This is a genomic window from Marinobacterium ramblicola, from assembly GCF_019084545.1.
Lineage (GTDB): Bacteria > Pseudomonadota > Gammaproteobacteria > Pseudomonadales > Balneatricaceae > Marinobacterium_D > Marinobacterium_D ramblicola.
Genome location: NZ_JAHREP010000001.1, coordinates 83,917 through 106,351, shown reverse-complemented (window position 1 = coordinate 106,351; position 22,435 = coordinate 83,917). Strand labels below are relative to the sequence as shown.

Annotated in this window: 18 protein-coding genes; 8 read left to right on the top strand and 10 right to left on the bottom strand. The window is 58.1% G+C overall.

Going from position 1 to position 22,435, the window contains the following annotated elements:
- The first annotated feature begins 301 nt into the window (after positions 1-301).
- A complete protein-coding gene (locus KQ940_RS00260) occupies positions 302-1,468 on the top strand; it encodes a cation diffusion facilitator family transporter (protein ID WP_217410665.1) in 1,167 nt (388 codons plus the stop codon).
- 52 nt (positions 1,469-1,520) lie between these two features.
- Positions 1,521-2,558, top strand: a complete 1,038-nt coding sequence (locus KQ940_RS00255) for a GGDEF domain-containing protein (protein WP_217410664.1) — start codon at positions 1,521-1,523, stop codon at positions 2,556-2,558.
- A gap of 53 nt (positions 2,559-2,611) precedes the next feature.
- Here KQ940_RS00255 and gor read toward each other — a convergent pair whose 3' ends face one another.
- A complete protein-coding gene (gene gor, locus KQ940_RS00250) occupies positions 2,612-3,979 on the bottom strand; it encodes a glutathione-disulfide reductase (RefSeq protein WP_217410663.1) in 1,368 nt (455 codons plus the stop codon).
- A 191-nt stretch (positions 3,980-4,170) separates the two neighbouring features.
- Here gor and xthA point away from each other — a divergent pair, with 191 nt between their 5' ends.
- Positions 4,171-4,986, top strand: a complete 816-nt coding sequence (gene xthA, locus KQ940_RS00245; protein WP_217410913.1) for an exodeoxyribonuclease III — start codon at positions 4,171-4,173, stop codon at positions 4,984-4,986.
- A gap of 18 nt (positions 4,987-5,004) precedes the next feature.
- On the opposite strand, the gene KQ940_RS00240 is transcribed toward xthA, so the two are convergent.
- Positions 5,005-5,910 (bottom strand): universal stress protein, encoded by a 906-nt coding sequence (locus KQ940_RS00240; RefSeq protein WP_217410661.1) that lies wholly within the window; start codon positions 5,908-5,910, stop codon positions 5,005-5,007.
- Between the two features lie 136 nt (positions 5,911-6,046).
- Between KQ940_RS00240 and KQ940_RS00235 the strand changes: the two genes are divergently transcribed.
- Positions 6,047-6,454 carry a YgaP family membrane protein gene (locus KQ940_RS00235; RefSeq protein ID WP_217410659.1) on the top strand — a complete coding sequence of 136 codons (408 nt, stop codon included), beginning with the start codon at positions 6,047-6,049 and terminating at the stop codon, positions 6,452-6,454.
- 92 nt (positions 6,455-6,546) lie between these two features.
- On the top strand, positions 6,547-7,809 hold the full coding sequence (locus tag KQ940_RS00230) for a GGDEF domain-containing protein (protein ID WP_217410657.1): 1,263 nt from the start codon (positions 6,547-6,549) through the stop codon (positions 7,807-7,809).
- A gap of 2 nt (positions 7,810-7,811) precedes the next feature.
- Here the strand turns inward: KQ940_RS00230 and KQ940_RS00225 are convergent, their stop codons facing one another.
- From KQ940_RS00225 to KQ940_RS00215, 3 genes are read right to left on the bottom strand one after another with little or no spacing between them, the layout of a single operon-like run.
- Positions 7,812-9,125 (bottom strand): hypothetical protein, encoded by a 1,314-nt coding sequence (locus KQ940_RS00225; RefSeq protein ID WP_217410655.1) that lies wholly within the window; start codon positions 9,123-9,125, stop codon positions 7,812-7,814.
- Positions 9,122-9,928, bottom strand: coding sequence for an outer membrane lipoprotein-sorting protein (locus KQ940_RS00220; RefSeq protein ID WP_217410653.1), 807 nt, complete (start codon positions 9,926-9,928; stop codon positions 9,122-9,124). The genes KQ940_RS00225 and KQ940_RS00220 overlap by 4 nt, the downstream gene beginning before the upstream one ends.
- A 16-nt stretch (positions 9,929-9,944) precedes the next feature.
- Complete coding sequence (locus KQ940_RS00215) at positions 9,945-12,530, bottom strand: efflux RND transporter permease subunit (protein ID WP_217410651.1); 2,586 nt, start codon at positions 12,528-12,530, stop codon at positions 9,945-9,947.
- 284 nt (positions 12,531-12,814) lie between these two features.
- Between KQ940_RS00215 and KQ940_RS00210 the strand changes: the two genes are divergently transcribed.
- Entirely contained in the window at positions 12,815-13,105 is a 291-nt protein-coding gene (locus KQ940_RS00210; protein WP_188747694.1) for an ArsR/SmtB family transcription factor, read from the top strand.
- A 7-nt stretch (positions 13,106-13,112) separates the two neighbouring features.
- On the opposite strand, the gene KQ940_RS00205 is transcribed toward KQ940_RS00210, so the two are convergent.
- Positions 13,113-15,848 carry a bifunctional acetate--CoA ligase family protein/GNAT family N-acetyltransferase gene (locus KQ940_RS00205; RefSeq protein ID WP_217410649.1) on the bottom strand — a complete coding sequence of 912 codons (2,736 nt, stop codon included), beginning with the start codon at positions 15,846-15,848 and terminating at the stop codon, positions 13,113-13,115.
- Positions 15,849-16,263: 415 nt separating this feature from the next.
- On the opposite strand from KQ940_RS00205, the gene KQ940_RS00200 reads away from it, so the two are divergent.
- Both KQ940_RS00200 and KQ940_RS00195 read left to right on the top strand, forming a co-directional pair.
- Positions 16,264-17,997, top strand: coding sequence for a PHA/PHB synthase family protein (locus KQ940_RS00200; protein ID WP_217410647.1), 1,734 nt, complete (start codon positions 16,264-16,266; stop codon positions 17,995-17,997).
- Positions 17,998-18,244: 247 nt separating this feature from the next.
- The gene (locus KQ940_RS00195) at positions 18,245-18,436 is read left to right on the top strand and encodes a PA3496 family putative envelope integrity protein (RefSeq protein ID WP_217410645.1); all 192 of its coding nucleotides are present in this window, start codon (positions 18,245-18,247) and stop codon (positions 18,434-18,436) included.
- Positions 18,437-18,554: 118 nt separating this feature from the next.
- Here KQ940_RS00195 and KQ940_RS00190 read toward each other — a convergent pair whose 3' ends face one another.
- Genes KQ940_RS00190 through ectA form a run of 4 tightly spaced genes read right to left on the bottom strand, consistent with a single transcriptional unit; the run spans position 18,555 to position 22,299 of the window.
- Entirely contained in the window at positions 18,555-20,015 is a 1,461-nt protein-coding gene (locus tag KQ940_RS00190; RefSeq protein WP_246589569.1) for an aspartate kinase, read from the bottom strand.
- The gene (locus KQ940_RS00185; protein ID WP_217410644.1) at positions 20,008-20,415 is read right to left on the bottom strand and encodes an ectoine synthase; all 408 of its coding nucleotides are present in this window, start codon (positions 20,413-20,415) and stop codon (positions 20,008-20,010) included. The genes KQ940_RS00190 and KQ940_RS00185 overlap by 8 nt, the downstream gene beginning before the upstream one ends.
- 59 nt (positions 20,416-20,474) lie before the next feature.
- Entirely contained in the window at positions 20,475-21,749 is a 1,275-nt protein-coding gene (ectB, locus tag KQ940_RS00180) for a diaminobutyrate--2-oxoglutarate transaminase (RefSeq protein WP_217410643.1), read from the bottom strand.
- A 31-nt stretch (positions 21,750-21,780) separates the two neighbouring features.
- The gene (gene ectA, locus KQ940_RS00175) at positions 21,781-22,299 is read right to left on the bottom strand and encodes a diaminobutyrate acetyltransferase (protein WP_217410642.1); all 519 of its coding nucleotides are present in this window, start codon (positions 22,297-22,299) and stop codon (positions 21,781-21,783) included.
- Positions 22,300-22,435 lie beyond the last annotated feature (136 nt).

Genomic DNA, 22,435 nt, shown 5'->3' with positions numbered 1-22,435 from the left:
CGTTACGTCACCTTACTCGGATTGATCATTTTTTAACCACTTGTTTTTTGCTATTTTTAATCAATAAGTTACCCATGCACCAAGAGCTCTGCATGAATAGAATCCCGGTTATATCGCATTGGATTAAGGCAACACTGTTTTGTAACCTTTGCGACATCCATGGTGCATGCGGAACGTTTTCCAATGCCTGCCCCTGTTTCATTCGCTTTACATCCCATAGATCGGCGGCGTTTCTGGCATCTTTCCCTATTGGCACTGTAAAATTCGGCGCAGTATGGAAAGTTGATATGGGCGATCACATATGCAGGAACAGTTAGACCAACGCCGTAAAGCAGCCGAGCGGGTCACGTTGATAGGATCGGTGATCGATGCCGTACTGGGCACGCTGAAAATCATCATCGGAATCTTTGCCAACTCTGCTGCGCTGGTTGCCGACGGACTTCACTCCCTCTCCGACCTGCTCACCGACTTTATGGTTATCGCGGTACTGCGCCTTTCCCATCAGGCCCCTGACCGTAACCATCCGTGGGGACATGCCCGCTTTGAAACCGTCGGCACGGTCGTGCTCGGCCTTATCCTGATCGCGGTCGGCGGGCTGATGTCCTATGAGAGCATCCTGCGCCTGTTCGCCGAGACCCGACCGCCTCTGCCTACGTGGCCGGCTCTGGTTGCCGCCGCCGCCTCCATTCTCGGAAAGGAGTGGATCTTCCAATACACCCTGCGTATCGGCAAAGCGCTCAAATCCGACCTGATTATCGCCAATGCCTGGCACAGCCGCAGCGATGCGCTGTCATCGGTCGTGGTACTCATCGCGGTGGCCGGCGCGATGCTGGGCGTTTGGTGGCTTGATGGCCTGGCGGCAATCCTGGTGGCACTGCTGGTGGGCAAGATCGGTTGGGACCTGGTCGCACGCAGTGTTGAAGAGTTGGTGGATACAGCGCTACCGGAGAGCAAGGTCAAGGAGCTGCGGGAAACGATCATGTCCGTCAATGGCATCGACAGCGTGCACAGTTTCAAAAGCCGCGCCATGGGCAGCCAGAGCATGCTGGAGATGCATCTGCAGGTTGCGCCCCATCTTAGCGCGGCCGAGGCGCACTATATCGGCGATGTTGCAGTACTGAGGCTCAAGGACCGTTTCGATGATATAGGACATGTGATTTTTCACATCGATACGTATGATGATCAGGTCTATCCGGATGAAAACAGTCTGACCATGCCGCCTCGTGCCGAGATCACTCAACATGTCGATGCCGTGATCAGTCGCGAGCTGGGTGAGTGTCCCGAATATGAGTTGACCCTGTACTACCATCCGGAATACATCGATATTGACATCAAGGCGTCCAGCGAGCTGCGTAATCTACTGCAACGGAACGGGCTTTCGCCAACCGACTTCGAATCGCGCCTGGCGGAACAGCTCGATAACCAGTTCTGGTTTCGCCGACTTCACCTGTGGTTACCCGCCGCATAGCGCCGTTTATCAGTCCCAAGCGGGATGAATGTTCGTTACAGGAAGTTCTCTAATGAAGTACAAAGAGACCCCCAGTCAAGCCGCCGACTATCTCCGCCAGGCGGTTCCCTTGATGGTGCGAAACCGTATCCCGCCCAATCCGCTGAACTACGCGCTGTGGTACGCCTATGTTTCCAACCAGTTGCCGGAGCTGAATACCGCGCTGGACTCCACACTGCAAACCTACGGCACCTGCCCCAACCTGCTCAGCGAGCAACTCTTCCGCAAGCATCTGGTGCATGACGATTCGAAGGACACCGAGGAGATCCACAACGGACTGGTCAATCTCGTCAACACCCTTCACGAACAGGCATCGGCCGCCTGGGAGCAAACCGACAGCTACTCCGCCGTATTGCGTGAAAGCCTCGACGCTCTGACCGACTGCCACGCGACAGAAAGTGATCCGCTGCCGCTGGAATCGATCATCCGTACGCTCTCCCTGCGGACCGAAGCGATCAACGACGCTACCCGGCTGTTTCAACAACAGATAGACGCCGCTCAATCGGAGATCGCCGCATTGAAGCAGGAGCTGCAACAGACACGGCAGGACGCCAGCGTGGATGTGCTGACCGGTCTGTTCAACCGTCGTGTATTCGACACCGAGCTCGAGCAGCTGATACAGCTCGGTTCCCTGCAGAAGCTGAGCCTTATCCTGCTCGATGTGGATCACTTCAAACGTTTCAACGATACCTACGGCCACCTGATGGGCGACAAGGTGCTGCAGTATGTCGGCCGGATACTGAAGGATGAGTGCTGTGAGCCACTGATTCCGGTGCGGTTTGGCGGCGAGGAGTTCGCTGTAATCGGTCCGGGCCTTGACGATGAGAGCGCAGCAGAGGTGGCTGAGCGGCTGCGCAAGCGGGTTGAAGCTATCCGTATCCGCCAGAAAAGCTCTGGTTCAGTGATCAGCTCGATCACGGCGTCCTTCGGCATCACCTGCCTGCGTGCTGAAGACAATCTGCCGACACTGATCGAACGCGCCGATCAGGCGCTATATCAGGCCAAGCAACAGGGCCGCAACCGCGTCTGCAGGAATCCCGACGGCCAATAAAAAACGCGGTGCCTCTGGGCACCGCGTTGCGTGTTAAAACGATGGCAAGGCGTTTAGCGCCCCAGGCGTCGAGCCGGTTCGCGCATGGTGACGAACTCCTCGGCGGCCGTCGGGTGTATGCCGATGGTGCTGTCGAACACCGCCTTGGTCGCACCGGCCTTCAACGCCACCGCGATACCCTGGATGATCTCGCCGGCTTCGGCGCCCACCATGTGCACACCGAGAACCCGGTCGGTTTCGCTGTCGACGATCATCTTCATCAGGGTGCGCTCGTCGCTGCCGCTGATGGTGTGTTTCAGTGCCCGAAACTCGGATCGATAGACATCGACCTTGGCGTAGCGCTCCGCCGCCTGCTCTTCGCTGAGTCCGACGGTACCGATATTGGGCTGGCAGAACACTGCCGTCGGGATCAACTCATAATCCACCCGCGCATCGCCATCCGCGTACAGATGACGCACCAGTGCCATCCCCTCAGCCAAGGCCACGGGGGTCAGCTGTACCCGGTCGATCACATCGCCGATGGCATAGACCGAGGGCACACTGCTCTGGAAGTTGTCGTTGACGACCACGGCACCCGACTTGCTCAGTTCGACGCCGATCTGCTCCAGCCCCAGCCCCTGCGTCTTCGGTGTACGTCCGGTGGCGTAGAGGATCTGATCCGCCTCCAGCACCCGACCATCGGCCAGTTCCGCCGCCAAGGCCCCATCACCCAGTTTCTCGATCTTGACGATATCGGCGTTAAGGTTGAGCTTGACGCCCTTCTTCGCGATCTCCTGCGCCGTGAACTCGCGCACCTCGTTATCGAAACCACGCAGAATCATGTCGCCGCGATAAAGCAGCTCTGTATGCGCGCCAAGTCCAGCAAAAATACCGGCAAACTCAACCGCGATATAGCCGCCACCGACCACGATCACCCGCTTTGGAAACTGCTCAAGATCGAATACCTCGTTGGAGCTGATCGCGTACTCACTACCCGGAAACTCGGGGATGAACGGCCAGCCGCCGGTCGCCACCAATATCCGCTCGGTGGTGTAGGTTTTGCCCGCCACTTCGACGCTGTGAGCACCGCTAATACGGGCACGCCCATCGATGATGTCACAACCGGAGTTGCGCAACAGATTGCCGTAGATACCGTTGAGCCGCGCGATCTCCGACTTTTTGTGGTCTCTAAGTACTGACCAGTCAAAGCTGACGTCTTCCGCCAGCAGACCGAAGCCGCGGGCCTCATGGAAAGATTCCGCGTAGTGGGATGCATAGACATACAGTTTTTTCGGTACGCAACCTACATTGACACAGGTGCCACCCAAGTAAAGGTCTTCGGCAATTGCGACCCTGACACCTTTGGCCGCGGCCATCCGGCCGGCACGTACACCGCCGGAACCGGCGCCGATAACAAACAACTCATAATCAAACTCTGCCACGCACGTGCTCCCAATAACGATTCATATCCATTTTACTGCTGTAGACCATACCGCCTTCAGCCTCGATCATGCCAATTGAACGGGTAAAAGCCCCATATAGAGAAAATTTATCATATCCCCGCGCATGGCCTGTCCCATTTTTGCTAGTATCCGGCGACTGTCCGCACTGTTTCAGGGAGTTTCAGCTTGTGATCAAAGTCGTGTCCTTCAATACCAACGGTATCCGCGCCCGCCAACACCAACTCGAAGCCCTAGTCGAACGTCATGCGCCGGACGTCATCGGTATACAGGAGAGCAAGGTCGCGGACGATCAGTTCCCGATTGAAGCGATGCAGGCTCTTGGCTATCACGCCGAGTACTACGGTCAGAAAACGCACTACGGCGTATGTCTGTTATCGCGTCGCCCGCCGCTGTCGATTCAGAAAGGGTTTAGCGGTGACGATGAGCTGGCACAACGCCGGCTGATCATCGGCGAGTACGAAAGCGACACCGGCCAGCGCTTCAGTGTTATCAACGGCTATTTTCCCCAGGGCGAGAATATCGCCCACGAGATCAAGTTTCCGGCCAAACGAAAATTCTATGCCGACCTGCTCGAACACCTGCAAAACCAGTGCTCGGCATCGCAGCCCTTGGTCGTCATGGGTGACTTGAATATCTCCCCGACCGATCTCGACATCGGCATCGGTGAAGCCAACCGCCTGCGCTGGCTGAAAACGGGTAAAACCAGCTTTCAGCCAGAGGAGCGCGAATGGCTGCAACGTCTCTACGACTGGGGGTTACACGATACCTTCCGCCACTGCCATCCCGAGTGCAATGACCGCTTCAGCTGGTTCGACTACCGCAGCCGTGGCTTCGAAGACGACCCGAAACGCGGTCTGCGCATCGATGCGATCATGGCAACCAAGACGCTGCTCGACCGTTGCACCGAAGCCGGGATCGACTATGAGATTCGTGGCATGGAGAAGCCCTCCGATCACGCGCCGATCTGGGCCTGTTTCGACATCTGATGAGTTCAGGGGCCTGATTCAATCCGGCTTGACCACCATCAGGTCGCAGTGAATACGGTCAAGAACCCGTTCGGCGCTGCTGCCCACCAACAGCCGTTCGAGCAGTCCGCGGCGCACATTACCCATGATCAGCAGGTCGATACGCTGCTCCTCGCATATGCGCGGCACCCGCTGGTGCAACTCACCCTCAAGCAGATGAAGCAGGGCAGCCCCGGCTTCTTTCTGCCAGGGAGCAAGCAGTGCTTCAAGCCGCTCGCGATGCTCCTTGGCAACATTCGCCTGCAGCCCTGCAAAATCGGTGATCCGATGCTCATCGAACACAGCTGACTGAGGTAAGGCATTGAACGCATGCAGCACGTGCAGCTCGCCTTCGAGTTCACGCACCAGACGGTGGGCGATTCCGAACAGCTTCCCATCCAGAGCGGCAGGCTCATCAAGCGGATGAAAAGGGTCCAGCGCCACCGCTATTCGCGGATGTTCGGGCCAATTGCGGTCTCGGCTGAGCAGCAGTGGCACCGGGCACTTGCGCAGCACCCTCCAGTCCTCGGGTGCCAGCAGATGATGGAGCAGTACCGGCTGTGTCGATACCGGGTAGACCAGCAGGTCGGCACTGTAGCGCTCACATTTGCGCAACACCGCCTCGGCCCGGTTCTCATCCCAGCACACATCGGTCCCCACCCGCGACGGATCCAGGCGGATGCGATCGGCAAGGTAATCCAGACGCCCTTCGCACTGCGTCATATAGGCATGCCGCGAGCGCCGCTCCGCCTCTTCGCTGAATACCCCCGCCGAGCGAATCAGCGGTTGAAACGCAACGCAGAACAGCTCCAGATCCCCTTCACAGGCGGCAAGCCGGGCGGCCTTCTCCACCATCGGTAGATGCTCGGTATCATCGTCGATATTGACCAGTAGCTTGTGGAACATGCTCGCACTCCCCTGAAAGACCGATCCCTTTTCGTAGCATAGTGCCTAATGGCACTCCAGACCCAATCTAAACCTTGGCACAGCGCAAAACTTGCTGCTATATTAGAACAATCTAATTTATATAGGATACTAAGGTATGAATCTCCACGCTGCCCTGCGCCTAATGGCCGGCTCTGTCATTCTGATCAGCCTGGCGATCGGCTATGGCGTTCACCCCTGGGGTTACTATCTGACCGCCTTTGTCGGCTTGAACCTGCTGCAATCCGCTTTCACCAACTGGTGTCCTGCCATGAGTATTTTCCGAGCCCTGGGCCTGAAAGAGGAGCGCTGCCGGCACGGCATGAGCGTCCATCAGGGCGTTCACATGATCGCCGGCTCACTGGTACTGCTGACACTGGCACTGGTCTTTATCTTCAATCTGCCGGTCGAGCTGTTACTGGTTACCGGCGTTCTCGGGCTGAGCCTGGTGCAGTCTGCGTTCACCGGGTGGTGTCCGGCGATCATGCTGTCGCGCCTGCTCGGTTTTAAACAACCGGCACACTGAATCGCCATCCTGGAAATTTATCGGCGGTCCGCATGCGGGCCGCTCACCTTCGTGGTAGTATTCCGGCAGGATTTTCAGGGAACGTTCCGCCGTTGTTTAGACTCTTTCGTCTCTACCTGCCGCTGCTTCTGCTGATACTGCCTTGGGCGGTTGCCCCCTCTTTGCGCTCGCTCGATCCGGCTCTGCAGCAGTTGGTCAGTAGCTTGCCGATACTGCTCGCGCTGCTTGCCTTCCTGCTTGCAGCCGGGTTCAAGCGCGGCCGTATCGCACTGGCCGCCGCTCACCTCGGACTCACGGCCTATCTGATACAGACTGCCAGGTCGAAAGGCGTAGATCAGCCCGATGCCTATGTACTGTTCACGCTGACCAGCCTCGTTATCCCACTGGTGCACGGCTGGTTGCTGATACAGCGGGATACCTCTCCGCTGTGCCGCAGAGGCGTCGTTAAACTGATTCTGACCCTGGCCCCCTCTGCGGTTCTGCTGGGCATGTGGCTGGTACCGGGCCAACTGGGCAGCTGGCTCCCCGACCTGCACCCCTCGCTGCTGGAAACCCTGGGCGAAGACTCCCTGCTTAATCGTGGCAGTGTCTGGATCGGTGCGCCGGTACTGGCGTTAAGTCTACTGCTGACGATCACCCGACGTACCGCCGACGAGATCGCCCTGTTCGGTTCGCTTCTGGCGCAGATGCTGGCCATCAGTACCCTGAAGCAAAGCCACCTCAGCACACAGCTATTGATACTTGCGCCGACGCTGCTGATCATCGCCGTGATCAGCCATATCTATGCCATGGCCTTTGTCGACACCCTGACCGGGGTACCCGCGCGTCGCGCACTGGAACACAAGCTGGCTGGACTTGGCCGACACTACGGCATCGCCATGCTCGATATCGACCATTTCAAGAAATTTAACGATACCTACGGCCACGATGTGGGTGACCAGGTGTTGCGCATGGTGGCAACTCAGCTACGTAAAGTGCAGGCTGGTGGCACCCTGTTTCGCTACGGCGGCGAAGAGTTCACCATCGTGTTCAGCGGCCGCCGTGAAGAGGAGGTCGTCGAGGCATTGGATGAGGTTCGCCAGCGCGTTGAGCAGTATCCGATGCGCGTGCGTGCGCCACAACGTCCACGCAGCAACCGCCAGGGGAAACAGGCGCGCGAAAACAGTGCGCGGGATACCGAGCAGGTCAGCGTGACCATCAGTATCGGCATCGCCTGGCGCGAAGCCGATGAGCGGCCGGAGATGGTGATCAAGCGCGCGGACAAGGCGCTGTACAAAGCCAAGGGCGCGGGCCGCAACCGCGTCATGACCGACGGCCCCGACCCGCGACGTCAGCGTCGCCGCGCGGTCGCCTGAACTCAGAATCCGTAGCGGACCCTCGCCCAGAGATTGCTCCCCTCCTCGAACTGGCCAAAAAAGGTGTGTTCCTGTTCGCCACCGAACAGGTTCGCTCCGGCGCTCAGCGTCCAGTTGTCGTCCAGTCGGTAGCTGACCGACGGACGCAGATAGTAATCTTCGTCGGTCGGCGACCAGTAGTTGAACCAGGACAGCGTCAGATTATCGCGCATCAGCTTCCAGGTAAGGCGCAGGGTAACCACCTGACGAACCTCGTCCGGTCGATACTGGGCCGGTGAACTGGCCTTCAACTTATCGTAATCCTGGATCCACTCGAGGTAGTACTGCATCGACCCGGTCAAGCGGGGCACCAGCTCGTGCTCGTAACCGGCCAACCAGCGCAGTTGATCGTTGGCAATCAAGGGATCGTCGCCGCGCTCATCCTGCCCCTCGTACCAAGCGATCTCGCTATTGGCGATACCGCCGGCCAACGGCGCGCGCAGGCTGGCACCAAACACGTCCAGCCGCGGAAAAATCGGCTCAGCAGCGCCGTTCAGTCCGTTCGGTTGTTTCCAGAATCCGCGGTAACCGTAGAACGCCCACTCCAGACCTCCCTGACGCCCATACAGCCGCGCCGCCAGCTCGCCATCTTCCGGAAAGCGATCAGGCTCGTCCGCATGGATGACGCCATCAGGCGCCGCCATCTGCTGCCCGCTCAGGGGAGAGAAGTAGCTGAAACGCTCACCGTCGATATAACGATCGGGCTCGAACAGCGGTGTCCAGATCAGATCGAGGCTGAAGCTGTCCGCGAACAGGCTGCCCTTGATACTGGCCGCCGGTGCCTTGAGATAGGTTTCGTCGCGCCCGGAGAAGAAGGATTTCCAATCTTTGGGAAAGAGATCGTTGAGAAACAGCATATCCCCCGTGCCCCAGGTCGACACCTGCTGACCGGCCTGGATATCGAGCCACTCAAGGGGCGTCAGTTGCACCGTCGCTTCGCGCAGATCGAGTTGCAGTCCATCCTCAACCCCATCGGCATAGAGATCGCCTTTCAGGCTGTAGTGCGTGGAGCCAACGCTGCGCTCCCACTCGAGATGGCTGCGCAGCTCTGCCAGGGTTTTATCGTCCGCCAGCGCCGGATCATCCTGCAACCGACCGCCGACCGCCGCTTCATAAAAGCCATGCAGCGCCGGCCCGCTCTCCTCCTGCGACCAGCTATCATCACCCCAGGCGTCTGAGCCCCAGGCATCACCTTGCTCTGTCGATCCGCTCTCTGATGCTGCCTGAGCGCCCCAGCTGAGTCCCAGCGCCAGCAACGCCGCTAACGTACGTCTCATTGCGGCCTCCGCAGCCAGTCTCGCGGCAAGGTGCGTAGCGAGCGTTCGCTGAACACCTCATCCGGCAGCCCGATATCGTACTTCATAAAGCCGAACTCCATCGTCGTAGCGCCCCCGCCGCGCAGGTCCGACACCCGACTGGTGACCACGGTGGGGAAACCCTGGATATCCTGTATCTCCAGCGCTTCCACCCGACGGTAGGGCTCGGCGCCGGAATCGAAGTAGTCGATACGCACAGGCAGCATAGTGGCTTTATCGATCCAGAGCTGGTACTGGCTGAACTCCACACTCTGCGGATCTTTCGGTGTCGCCTTCAGGTGATACTGCTCGGCGGTTGTCTCCATCAGCTCGAAGCGGTCCTCCGCCGGGTTGCGCCCGGACACATCTTCGTAGAAGAAATGGGAGCCGACGAAGCTGGTGCGCTTATCGCCGGCGGAGATCCGCTTGACCAGGTCAAGCCCCGGCAGGTAGAGCCAGCGGTCGTCATCCCGATCCACATGTTTGGCAACCATAAACACGGTGTTGCGGACATCCGCTGGACGACTGAACGCCACATAAAAGTTCTGATCGCCGCCATCGGCCAGATCCTTGCGCAGGATAGTGAACTGACGCAGCTGTTCGCGCCCCTGATCATCACGGATCACCATCCGCACTTCACTGCGCCCATCCTCGCCCTGATAGTAGGCAGCATGGTTGGCCTGGTCGACGATCTGATCCACATCGGTCAGATCCGCCGCCAAGGCGGTACCGGCCCAGAGCGCACCGGTGAAAAATAGTGACAGGGCGTACATTGAAGTCCTCATATTCAGACCTCCTCTTTCAGGCTGACTCATGTTCTAGATTCCGGGTACCGAAAAGTTTCTCTTTATTACCGATCAGTGTAATCACTGCCGGTAACAGTAGCAGGGTTACCAGGGCGGATACCGCCATGATCGACGCCAGGAAGAAGCCGACGGTGATATAGGGCACCAACGGCGCCAACAGCAGCGGGGTAAAGCCGATGGCGATGACGATGGCGTTGCGGCTGATCGCGCGGGATGGCCCCTTGTAGATCTCGGCGATCGCCTCTGGCCAGCTACCGCACTGACGGTAGATCGCCCTTGCCCGCTCCAGATAGTGGATCGCGAAATCCACCGACAGCCCCAGCGTCAACGCCGAGAGCACCGCGATCGGCATGTCATAGTCCTTGCCGACAAACCCGATCAGGCCGTAGATAAACAGTATGGTGACGCTCAACGGCAACATCGCCAGCAGGCCGATACTGAACGAGCGGAACAGTACGATCATCATCACCAGCACCATGACGAACGCGCTCATCAGGCTCTTCAGCATGCCGTTGACCATCTGCTCCTGCCAAACCACGTTGATATAGGTCAGACCCGCCCAGTTGACGCTCAACCCCTGCGGTAATGGGTGCGCGTCGATATAGGCGCTAACATGGTTGATCACATCGGTCATATCCTGGTTATCGCCGCTCTTCAACTGCAACCAGAGTAGCGTCGAGCGATAATCCGGGGTGACAAAGTGCCAGAGATCGTCCGGACGATGAGATGACTGGTAGCTGAGAATCGTCTGCGCCACGCCGCGCGCCGAGTCAGGTAGCCGGAACTGCTCATCGCCACCACCGGTCAGCTCGCGATACACGGTTTTTACCAGCACCGGCAGGCTGTTGACCTTACCCACCTGCGCCTGACTCTCAAGATCGCGGGCCAGTGCATCAAGGTAGGCGAGCACCTCGGGGTTGAGGAAATATTTGGCGTCGATCTGCGCCGCCTCGACCCGACGGAACAGCGCCAGCCAGAGCTCCTCTTCATCTGCCGGACGGGAGAAGCTCGCCTCGTCCAGCAGCCCGGCCAAGCCACTGGCATACTGATCGAAGTCGGTCGATGCCGCATCGTCCATCATCTGCTGCAGCTCTGGCTTCAACTGGGCACCGCGCGGATCCGCCTCCAGCTCGGCCATCAGCTCGCTATTCAACGCGCTAGCCGGATCCTCCTGTGCGGCGCGATCGAACACCAGGTAGGCATCGTAGGTGCCGGAGAAATGCGCGTTCAGCACCCGGTCTGCGACTCTGAGACGGTGATCCGACTTGAACCAGCGTACCGGGTTGTCATTGATCTGTATCTGGCTTACACCCCAGACACTGAGAGCGGTGAGCAGGCTGAACGCCACAATCAGCAGGCGCGCCTTGAGCATCGACAGACGACCCATCAGGGCCATCAACCGCCCCAGGCGACTGTTGTCGTCCTCCTGGATGTTGTGATCCTTGAGTTGCGCCATCCGCTTCGGCGACAGGCTGATGATGTAGGCCGGCACCAGAGTTACGGTGAGCAGGAACGCCAGCATGATACCGAACGCCACATGCAGACCGAATATCTGCACCGGCGGAATCGGGGTAAAGGCGAGCGACGCGAAGCCCACCGCCGAGGTCAGCGAGGTGTAGAGCATCGGCGTAAACAGGTGACCCAACACCTCCAGCACCGCGGGACGGGCATTCTCACCGGGACGGTAACGGTCGGCAAACTCCGACAGGATGTGAACCGAATCGACCACCGCGATCGGCATCAGGAAGATCGGAATCATCGAACTCATGATGTGGACGGTGTAGCCCTGTCCGATCAGCAGCCCCATGGTGATGATCACCGATGCCATCGCCACCAGCATCGGCGCCGTGATCAGCAGCAGGCTGCGGAAGAACACCCACATCAGAATGAAGATCATCAGCCCGGCCAGCGGTGCGGAGATCGCCATCTGCACAAACATCTCGACGCCGAAGGTGTCCTCCGATACCGGCAGTCCGGCGATGTGGAACTGATCATCAACACCGAGCTTGGCGATCACCTCCTCTATCTGCTGCGACAACTGGTAACTGAGCGATTTGCTCTCGATCGGCACGTAGATGCCTGCGGCACGGCCGTCACCGGAGACCAGTGTGTTGTCCAACAGCGGCAACCTCTCGACCGCTTGACGGATCTGCGCCGCTTGCACCAGCGTGGTGGGTGCATCGCGCATCATCCACTCGAAACGGATCGTCCCCGGCCCCTCTTGGGTGATATTGTCGACCCGATCCAGGGCCATCATATCCTTGGCCACCACCCCCTTCATCTGCCCAATCTGCTCCGACAGCCGGTGCAGCGCCTCCAGTGACTTGGGGTTATAGATCCCGGCCTCGCTTTCGGTGTTCACCATGCCGACCACGATCATGTCGTAGAGCACAAAGCGTTCTTTCACCTGGTCGTGAAAGACACGGTCCACTTGGTCGTGCGGCAGCATATTTTCCGGGTCGGTATCGACCTTGATCGAGGGGATCTGCAACCCTGCCAGCAGGCAGAGTAGCAACAGCAATGCGAATACCCATTTCGGTCGATCTACGGAGAAGGTCAGCAGAGCGTCACGCAGCTTCATCTGGATTCGTACCCAATTTGCGGTTTAGATTATCTGCATTATATTAGAATTTACTAATACTACAAATCGGAATGAATAATTGAGCGCCGTGGTCAGGATGGGATAAACTCTTTGCCGAGAAACAAGCGACTCAGCGTGGCAAATGCGTTCCCCAGCCAAACACCCGCTGTTGCTGTATCGACACACCCTCAAGACCAAGTACGCCGGGGAGACCATCCGTGAACAAAGTATCCGAGCAGCCCGCCGCCTGTAACATACAGCCTGAAAACCCAACGCTAGAGTTGATGAAGGCCAACGCTTCTCGCGCCGCCCAATTGATGAAAGCGCTGGCTAACGACAGCCGCCTGCTGATTCTCTGCCATCTGGATGGCCAAGAGCTGTCGGTCAGCGAACTCAACCGCTGCCTGGACCTGAGTCAGAGCGCCCTGTCCCAGCATCTGGCCGTGCTGCGTAAGGATGGCCTGGTCAAAACCCGCCGCGAGTCACAAACCATCTACTACTCGCTCGAAGGGGATACCGCCAAACGGCTGATCCGAACCCTGCACGAGATGTACTGCCCGGAAACCCTGCCCTGACAGCCCCCTACTGCTGCAGACGGTAGATCTGCCAGTCCTCGCTGGGCTCATTGAGCAACATTTTCATCTCTACAACCTCCTCTTCGGCGTTATAGCTGATCCGGAAGCCCAACTTGCGCGCCAGCGCCTGCATCCCTTTATTGCTGGTCAGTGTCGATCCGGCCAGTTCCAAGGTGCCCCGCGAACGGCAGTAATCGATGATCTTGCGCATCAGGATCACACCCAAGCCCTCGCCCTGCAGATCATCCCGGATGACGACCGAAAACTCGGCACGCACGTTGTCCGCATCGGTCACGGCACGCGCTACGCCCAAGGTCTCGTAGCCCTTGCCGTCCAGCCGCGGCGCCGAGACGATGAATGCCATCTCCCGGTCGTAATCGATCTGGGTCCAATTGGCCAGTTCATCATGGGTCGGTACGCCGCGGCTGTAGAAGTAACGCAGGCGAATCGATTCCGGACTCAGCTTGTTGTAGAACTCCAGGTGGGCGGGCTCATCCTCACCGCGGATGGCACGCAGCGTCGCCGGCCGCCCCGAACGCTTCAGTGCTATCTGTTCGGTCAGGTGCTCGGGATAGGGACTGATCGCCAAGCGTCCCGGCTCTGCGACCGATGCGGAGTAGTCCACCGCCAGCAGGCCGCGCTTGTTCAACAGCAGCGGGTTGATCTCCAGCGTGCAGAGCTCAGGCTGGTCGACCAGCATATCGGACAGACGCAGCAGCAGCTCGCTCAGCTGATCCAGATCGCGCTCCACCTGGTAACTGTTCTCGGCGATGATACGGTACACTCTGGAGCGCTTGACCATCTCTCGCGCCAATGCCAGATTCAGCGGCGGCAGCATGATATTGCGGTCGGCCAGTACGTCCACGGTATAGCCCCCGACACCAAACACCAGCAACGGGCCAAATACGCTGTCGCGCGTAATGCCGACGTTGATCTGCAGCGACTGGAAACCGCGCTTCATCTGCTGAACGGCAAACCCGAACATCTGGTCGGTGGCATACAGCTCGCCCACTCGATACGCCAGCTTCGTAGTCGCATGACGCACCTCGTTGATGGAGTAAAGATCAAGCGCCAGGTCGTGCCAGCGCTGATGCGCGCTGTCGTCGTAGCTGAACGGGTATGCGTTCGCGCTGTGCAGCGCCTTGACCGCCACGGAACCGCCCATCTGCCGAGCGCATTCCACCACCCCGGCGATATCCTCTGCGTAACGTGTATTGGCGGTGGGGATCTCATACAGATTAAGCAGCTCCGACACCTCGGCGTGATGCAGGTAATCACGCCCCGCCTCACGAGCAGCGGCGATCAACTCGCCGGCACGACGCCTGTTTGGCGTATTCTGCTGCTGAACGGGCGCCGGCGTCTGTCGCATCACCTGCTGATTACGGTGGTAGTCCACCATATGCATGAAGGCATTGACCGCCTCCTCCGGCGTGAGGAAGGTCGCGATGCCCGCCGAATTGCAGGCGTTGCGCGCCGCGATCGCCGAGTAGCGCCCCATCCAGCAGGTCAGCACATTGCGCGGGGTCTTGCGCGCGACCTTGATCACCTCCTCCGCGGTATCGACACTGGCCGCCAGACGGGTCGGCGCATGGATCACCAGCACGGCATCGACGTTGGGATCCTTCGTCAACACATGGATCGCTTCGGCAAAGCGTTTCGGGTCGGCGTCGGCATTAAGGTCGACCGGGTTCTGTACCCGCGCCTCCGGTGGCAACAGCTCAATCAGTTGCTGCTCGGTCTCTTCGGTCAGTTGGGCAAGTTGCCCCCCCTTGCGCAGCAAGCGATCGGTCGCCAGCGCATTCGGTCCCATGCCGTTGCACACCAGCGCCAGTCGCTCGCCGCGCATCGGCTTCATCCGGGACAGGGTTTCCAGGGCGTTGAACAACTCGTCCGCCGTTTCCACCCGCACCACACCGGCTCGGCGCAACGCTGCATCGTAAACCAGGTCGGGATCGGCGATCCCGCGGGCAAGCTCAAGCTGGTGGTCGGCATCCTGGATGATATTGGACTTCAGCACCAGTACCAGTTTATTGCGCGATGCCGAGCGAATCGCCGAAACAAAGCTGCGCGCGTCGCCGATCACCCTGTCCATCTGCAGCAATATGGCATGGGTCCAGGGGTCACGCGCCAGATAGTCGATAATCGAGGGCAGATCCACGTCGACACCATCCCCCAGCGTGAGGAAGTGGGAAAAGCCGATCTCCTGGCCGTTGGCCCAATCGATCATCGCCGTCCCCAACAGCCCCGACTGACCGACGTAGGCAACCTTGCCTTTAAGAATATTGACGTGGGAGTAGCTGGCGTTCATCTTCGATCCCGGCACCAGCATACCCATGCAGTCCGGTCCGAGAATGCGAATGCCATATGGCTTGGCCGCTTCGCGCACCTCTTCACGCAGAGCGCGGGCATGACTGCTCTGATGCAACGATAGACCACCGGTCAGGATAAGCGCTGCTTTCACCATATTGGCACCGAGCTTTCGCACGATGCCCGCGACAGCATCAGGCGGGGAACAGATGATCGCCAGATCCGGCATCTCGGGAAGCTCGGCAACCCCCAGGTAGCAGGCGACACCGTTGACACTGTCGTACCCCTTGGAGTTGACGGCCATCAAGGTGCCTTCGTAGCCGCTGTCGAGAAGGTTTCTCAGCACGATACCGCCCATGCTGTCCTCGCGCTCGGATGCTCCGAATACTGCAATCGACCTAGGTTTAAAGAAGCGCTTCAAATACCGGGTAGACACGCGACAGTTCCTGTATTCGTCCAACTGATCTTCGGAATATGTCTGACTGTGGATCAGGAATCCAATACTATCTCTTCGCATCTGCAGCAAAAATACAGATCCATGACCTGAACCTATCTTTTCAACTCGTCATCTCATTCAAGTAACGCAATACTCGCAGACTGACAGGATCCTTTCCAAAGCTGTTCATTTTTCGTTGTGCAACGCGCAATCTGGATCCTAGTCGAAATCGCACCTAAGCTAGTGCACTGAATGCGTCGCGTGATTCCACTGAGCGTCAGCCCATTAAGGATAGACAGCCGTCGTCGTCATGTCGTAGCGCAGCGCAACTTAAACCACCTGCGCCCGGCAGCGTCCGTACCTGCGGCAAGGTAGAAAGGCTTTCCACGCTGCCAGAAGCAAGGAGTCCCGATTCATGTCTCAAACCAGCTTTACCGAGCTTAAAAATAGTGTCGATCGCGTCATTCATGCCTTGGAAGGAAGGTTTACCCAGGGCATATCGCCAGCCTCGCTCACCCTGGCATACCTGGACTGGCTGATCCACCTGGGTCATTCGCCCGGCAAAATCAGCGAGCTGCTGGAAAACCTGGTGCGCAAGCATCAAGCCTACCTGATCTGGAGCGCCCGAGCCGCCGGCGACCCGGAGATAACACCGCTGATCGAGCCGAGAACTCAAGACAGGCGCTTCGATGATCCTGCCTGGTCGAAATTCCCGTTCAACACCATCGCTCAGGGTTTCTTGATGCACGAGCAGTGGTGGCACTATGCCACGACGGGCATCCCGGGTGTCAGCCGGCATCACGAAAACGTGGTGTACTTTGCCGCCCGCCAGTGGCTGGACATGATGTCACCGACCAACTTCCCGACGACCAACCCCAGGATCATCAATCGCGCCGTCGAAACCGGGGGCAGGAGCCTGCAACAGGGGTTGCAGAATCTGCTCGAGGATCTCCAGTCCTATATGTTGGGCCGCACACGCGAGTGCAAGGATTTTTGTGTTGGCGAAAACCTCGCGGCCACTGAGGGTCAGGTGGTGTATCGCAACAACCTGATCGAGCTGATCCAGTACGCGCCGAAAACCGCCGAGGTGTATGCCGAACCTATCCTGATCGTGCCGGCGTGGATCATGAAGTATTACATTCTGGACCTGTCGCCCCACAACTCCATGGTGCGTTACCTGGTTGAACAGGGGCACACGGTGTTCATGATCTCCTGGCACAACCCCGATGCCGAAGATCGTGACCTGGCGATGAAGGACTATATCAATCGGGGTGTGCGTGATGCACTGAAGGCGATCAATGCCATTGTGCCCGGCCGCAAGATACACGCCGCAGGCTATTGCCTGGGCGGCACGCTACTGGCGACCACCGCAGCCGCACTGGCCCGTGACGAAGATGAGCGTCTGGCGTCCATCTCCCTGTTCACTGCACAGACCGACTTTACCGATGCCGGCGAGCTGATGCTGTTTATCGACGAGAGCCAGCTCAGCTATATGGAGGACATGATGTGGGATCGTGGCTATCTGGACACCAGCCAGATGGCGGGCGCTTTCACCCTGTTGCGCTCCTACGATCTGCTCTGGTCACGCATCGTCAGCGAGTATCTACTCGGTGAGCGCCCTACCATGAACGACCTGATGAGCTGGAACGCCGATTCCACTCGCATGCCCTACAAGATGCACACCCAATACCTGAGACGCATGTTCCTGCGCAACGACCTGGCCAGCGGGCGTTTTATCGTCGACGATCGTCCGGTTTCGCTACGCGACATTCGCGTACCGGTCTTCTGCGTTGCCACCGAAAAAGATCATGTCGCGCCCTGGCGTTCGGTGTACAAACTGCACAGCTTGATACGCACCGACCTCACCTTCGTGCTCACCAGCGGTGGCCATAACGCAGGCATTGTCAGCGAACCGGGCCACCCGCGACGCCGCTACCGGATGGCGCTCAACCGTGTCGAAGACAAATACATCTCCCCTGACGAGTGGCTCAATCGCTACCCCCAGCAGGAGGGCTCCTGGTGGGAACCCTGGAGCGCATGGCTCGAGGAGCGTTCGAGCGCGAAAGTCGAACCGCCGACGATGGGGAATCCAGATGCTGGATACACTGCGATCTGCCCAGCACCTGGACAGTACGTATTTGAGAAGTGATATGCTGAAACGCCCGGATGACGGGGCTCTCAGGCAAATTGATCGATAGATTAAAAAACGATTTTTTTAATTTATCGATAGCAAAAATCAATTTTCTGCTTTTGCCGAAGCTGATCTATATTCGCGCCAGAGAGGTATGGAAAACGCAAGTCGAACGCAAGTGTGTCTGGGTCGCGTTTTTCACTCTTAAAACCAGGAATTCGCAGCATGCTGCGTACTGCTAACTTTCAGCGTGAGAATACCGCCGATGGGCACCAAAATTCGCGTCGATCAATCTCTGGACGACCTGGATGACTGGAGCGAACAGCTTACAGACGATGATGAAGTGGCACAGACCCGCCAACGCTACGACGGCAAACGCCGCCGTCAGATTGAAAATCTGATGGAAGAGAGAGCACTGGCGCGTCAGATCAGCGACGGTTACGACGACCGTATCTGATCCCCTCATCTGTAACGGAATCGGCCCGCTCGCGTCCACACGCCAGCGGGCCGATCTGCTTATGAGCTGTATTGATTGCGGCCGATCATCCGGCTGCCGGGTTCAATACGATCCAGGATCAGGCAGCGCAGATGACATCCCCATGCTCCTCTTTCTCGATCAGGGCATGGTGCATCGCTTTAACCGCGCTCTCATAGTCCTCTTCCCGGACGATCGCTTGCATCTCAACCTGACGTACGGACTGGTGCAGCGCCTGCACGCTGATATTGGCGTCCGATAGCGCTGACACCGTGCGCGCCAGAATACCGGACACTTTCAGATCCGAGCCGATCGCCGATACGATGGCAACACGGTGCAACTGCACCTCTGCCCCACTGTAACGCTCTCCGATCAGACGCACCGCCCGATTGATCATCTTGCGTGTGCCGGACAGATAGTAGGTCTGACTGTTGGCATCCGAGTCCCGGCTGATCACAGAGAGCTTTAGCTGCTGCAACAGCTGCAGCAGCTCGATCTCATAACCGATATCGCCCAACATGTCCTGATCGAACACCTCCAGCGCTATCACCCCGGTGCGACCGGCGATGATCTCGACACAGGGTTCGACACTGCAGTAGTCCTGACTGATCAGCGTACCCGCATGCTCGGGCTCGAACGCATTCTTGATGCGCAGCTCGATACCGAGTTCACGCAGCCCCTTGGCCGCCTTGGGATGAATCGCCTCCATACCCAGATTGGAGAGCTGATCGGCCACATCATAATTGGTGCGGCCGATGGTGACGATACGGTCCAGACCGACGATGCCGGGGTCGGCAGTACTGAGATGAAACTCCTTATGGATCACCGCTTCCCTGGCCTTGGTCAGGGTGGCGATCTTGCTGAACGTCATCTCGCTGTAGCCGCGATCGAAGGTCCGCATCAGCCCTTCCTTGCAGTGCGTGTAGCCGGTAACGATCGGCAGCTCCGTGGCAAGATCGATATCTTTCAGGTGATACTCCAACATCTCCTCGAATGGCCGCGGCTCAGGTTCATGCCAGCCGCTCAGATCGACCAGTCGCGCATTAACACCGGCATCACGCAGTGCCAGCACCGTATTATGGGCGCTGTGAGCCTCGCCAATCGCTGCCAGCATCTCACGTACGCGCATCAAATGGTCGGTGAGCTGAAAATGACCGTACCGGCACAATGCCTGCAAATTCTGCATGCAGCTACGCGCACCTTCGATGCGCTCAGCGATAAAGGCATCCGCCCGTTTGCAGGTCTCGCTTTCACCAAACAGAGAGCCATTCATCTGCAGCATGCGCTGCTGCACACCGTCGAGCGATTCGTGCCAGCTCGCTTCCTGCTCGCCGTTGGCGAAACGCCCGTAGACACCGGGCTCCCCGCTCTTTTTATGCTCCAGCAGCAGATTGGTCATTCCGCCGTAGGCAGACACCACGAAGATCCGCTGATAAAGATCGGCCCCTTTGCGCCCGCCAATCAGGATCGTATCCATCAGTTCGGCGAATCGACTCATGGAGGTGCCGCCAATCTTCTCGACGCTGTGCAATCCCGCTGCGGCACGCTTCCGATCAGGCATTGACGACCTCCGCTTCGAGCGGATAGACGCCATTCTCATCGTGAACCTCCTTGCCGTTCAGCGGCGGATTGAAAGCACAGGCAACCTGCATCCCTTCCGGACCACCACGCAACAGATGACGGTCGTTCTTATCAAGGATATAGACCGTACCGGGTTCGATCTTATAGATCTTGCCGTCGGCCAGGGTCTCCACCTCACCGGAACCGCTGATGCAGTAGACGGTCTCCAGGTGATTCTGATACCAAATATGGGTCTCAGAGTTGGGATAGATGTTGGTGATATGGAAGGAAAACCCCATTCCATCATCTTTCAAAGAGAGCCGCGTGCTATCCCAGGTATTGGTTTCGGAAAAAATCTTGCGGCCGTTTTCTGCACACTCTTTCAGCGTACGTACAATCATGTCGTCATCCTGCTCCAGGGGCTGTGAAAATGAGTAATTTGAATTAACCCGCTGCCGGCTTAAGACGCTTTACGCTCGCGCTTGGCAACCGCCTTCGCAAAGGCTTTATCCAAAACCCCCAGACCGAAATCGATCTGCGCCATGCTGATGGTCAGCGGCACCAGGCACTTAACGACCTGATCGTGAGCACCACTGGTTTCGATCACCAGGCCATTCTGGAAGGCGTCGCGAATCACCTCACCCGCCATCTCGCCATCCGGGCACTCAATGCCGCTCATCAAGCCGCGTCCTTTGAGTTTCAAGCTGTTTTGGCCGTAACGACGAATCAGGCGCTCGAGTCCGTTGCGCAGATGCCGTGCCTTCTGCTTCACCTCATCGGCAAACTCGCCATCACGCCAGAACAGCTCAATAGCCTTGGCGGCGGTCACGAAAGCCAGATTGTTACCGCGGAAGGTACCGTTATGCTCACCCGGCTCCCAAATATCGAGCTCCTCCCGGTAGGTCAGAATCGCGAAGGGAAGACCATAGCCGCTCAGAGACTTGGACAGCGTCACCATATCGGGATGAATGCCCATCTCTTCGAAGCTGAAGAAGCTTCCGGTCCGACCGCAACCGGCCTGGATATCATCGACGATCAGCAGCATGTCGTGGCGACGGCAGACGGCTTCCAGATTACGCAGCCACTCGGCACTGGCGGCGTTCAGACCGCCCTCGCCCTGCACGGTCTCGACGATAACGGCCGCCGGATGATCCAGTCCGCTGCTCGGATCGCTCAGCAGCTTTTCGAAGTATTCCGTCGTATCTACCCCTTCACCGAGATAACCGTCAAACGGGATGCGGAACACATCGTCGAGTGAGGTGCCCATGGCGCCACGGTGATGCTGGTTGCCAGTCGCGGCCAGAGCAGCGCCGCTGCAACCGTGGAATCCGTTGGTAAAGGAAACGATGGTGCTGCGTCCTTTAACCTTGCGCGCCAGCTTCATCGCCGCCTCGACGGCGTTAGTGCCGGTGGGGCCGGTAAACATCACACGGTACGACTCCATGCCGCGCGGCTTGAGGATCCACTCATGGAAAGTCTTGAGAAACCGCGCCTTGGCACTGGAATGCATATCCAGGCCATGGGTAATCCCCTCGGAGCTGATGTAGTCGATCAGCGCATCCTTCAGCTCGGGGTGGTTGTGACCGTAATTGAGCGTTCCAGCACCGGCCAGAAAATCGATGTAAGTACGCCCTTCCTCAGTAGTGAGCTCAGCCCCTTGGGCCCGGTTGAAAACGACTGGAAACGAACGGCAATAGGAACGTACTTCAGACTCAACCTGCTCAAAAATATTCATTAAAAACTCCTGCTTGAGTGAGTAATTTGCTTCAAGACGCCAACGCGACAGCCAGATTGAACGGCCCCGCGCGGTACAGCACTTCATCGTCATGGGCGCCATCGAAATGCTCATGGCGAGCGAACAGAACGCGCTCCTCGACGGGGGCGCCCAGCGCGGAGAAGAAACGCGCGAACATCGACTGCGAAGCCTGGTTGTCTGGCGTTATGGTCGTCTCGATAAAGTGAACGCCCTCATCCGCCAGGCGGTCAGCCAACGCCATCAACATTCGGTTACCGAGCCGCTGACCACGTGCTGCAGGATCGACGGCCACCTGCCAAACGAAGAGGGTGTCCTGGCGTTCGGGCGGACGGTAGCCGGAGATAAACCCCACCAAACGCCCGCCATCGTCGACAGCGGCAATTGAGGTATCGGCAAAATCGCCACACTGCAGCAAGTTGCAGTACATGGAGTTGGTATCGAGAGGGGGACAACGTTCAATGAGTCGAAACACCTCGGCACCGTCTTGAGCGCGAGGCCTCCGGAAGTGAATTTTCTTATGGGTATCCATAGCGTCCTTGATTGCTTAGCATTGCGATGCTTATTATTTTAAAACATATTGATGAACATTAATCAACCACACATACAATCGTATATAAAACATACTATCTCGCACATAATATTTGTTTTTCAATAGCTTAAACGCA

Bases quoted from the DNA above. Each gene is read 5' to 3' on its own strand.
- KQ940_RS00260 (WP_217410665.1), top strand. From the start codon at position 302: ATGCAGGAACAGTTAGACCAACGCCGTAAAGCAGCCGAGCGGGTCACG.
- KQ940_RS00255 (WP_217410664.1), top strand. From the start codon at position 1,521: ATGAAGTACAAAGAGACCCCCAGTCAAGCCGCCGACTATCTCCGCCAG.
- KQ940_RS00240 (WP_217410661.1), bottom strand. From the start codon at position 5,910: ATGTTCCACAAGCTACTGGTCAATATCGACGATGATACCGAGCATCTA.
- KQ940_RS00235 (WP_217410659.1), top strand. From the start codon at position 6,047: ATGAATCTCCACGCTGCCCTGCGCCTAATGGCCGGCTCTGTCATTCTG.
- KQ940_RS00225 (WP_217410655.1), bottom strand. From the start codon at position 9,125: ATGAGACGTACGTTAGCGGCGTTGCTGGCGCTGGGACTCAGCTGGGGC.
- KQ940_RS00220 (WP_217410653.1), bottom strand. From the start codon at position 9,928: ATGAGGACTTCAATGTACGCCCTGTCACTATTTTTCACCGGTGCGCTC.
- KQ940_RS00215 (WP_217410651.1), bottom strand. From the start codon at position 12,530: ATGAAGCTGCGTGACGCTCTGCTGACCTTCTCCGTAGATCGACCGAAA.
- KQ940_RS00210 (WP_188747694.1), top strand. From the start codon at position 12,815: ATGAAGGCCAACGCTTCTCGCGCCGCCCAATTGATGAAAGCGCTGGCT.
- KQ940_RS00200 (WP_217410647.1), top strand. From the start codon at position 16,264: ATGTCTCAAACCAGCTTTACCGAGCTTAAAAATAGTGTCGATCGCGTC.
- KQ940_RS00195 (WP_217410645.1), top strand. From the start codon at position 18,245: ATGGGCACCAAAATTCGCGTCGATCAATCTCTGGACGACCTGGATGAC.
- KQ940_RS00190 (WP_246589569.1), bottom strand. From the start codon at position 20,015: ATGCCTGATCGGAAGCGTGCCGCAGCGGGATTGCACAGCGTCGAGAAG.
- KQ940_RS00185 (WP_217410644.1), bottom strand. From the start codon at position 20,415: ATGATTGTACGTACGCTGAAAGAGTGTGCAGAAAACGGCCGCAAGATT.
- ectB (WP_217410643.1), bottom strand. From the start codon at position 21,749: ATGAATATTTTTGAGCAGGTTGAGTCTGAAGTACGTTCCTATTGCCGT.
- ectA (WP_217410642.1), bottom strand. From the start codon at position 22,299: ATGGATACCCATAAGAAAATTCACTTCCGGAGGCCTCGCGCTCAAGAC.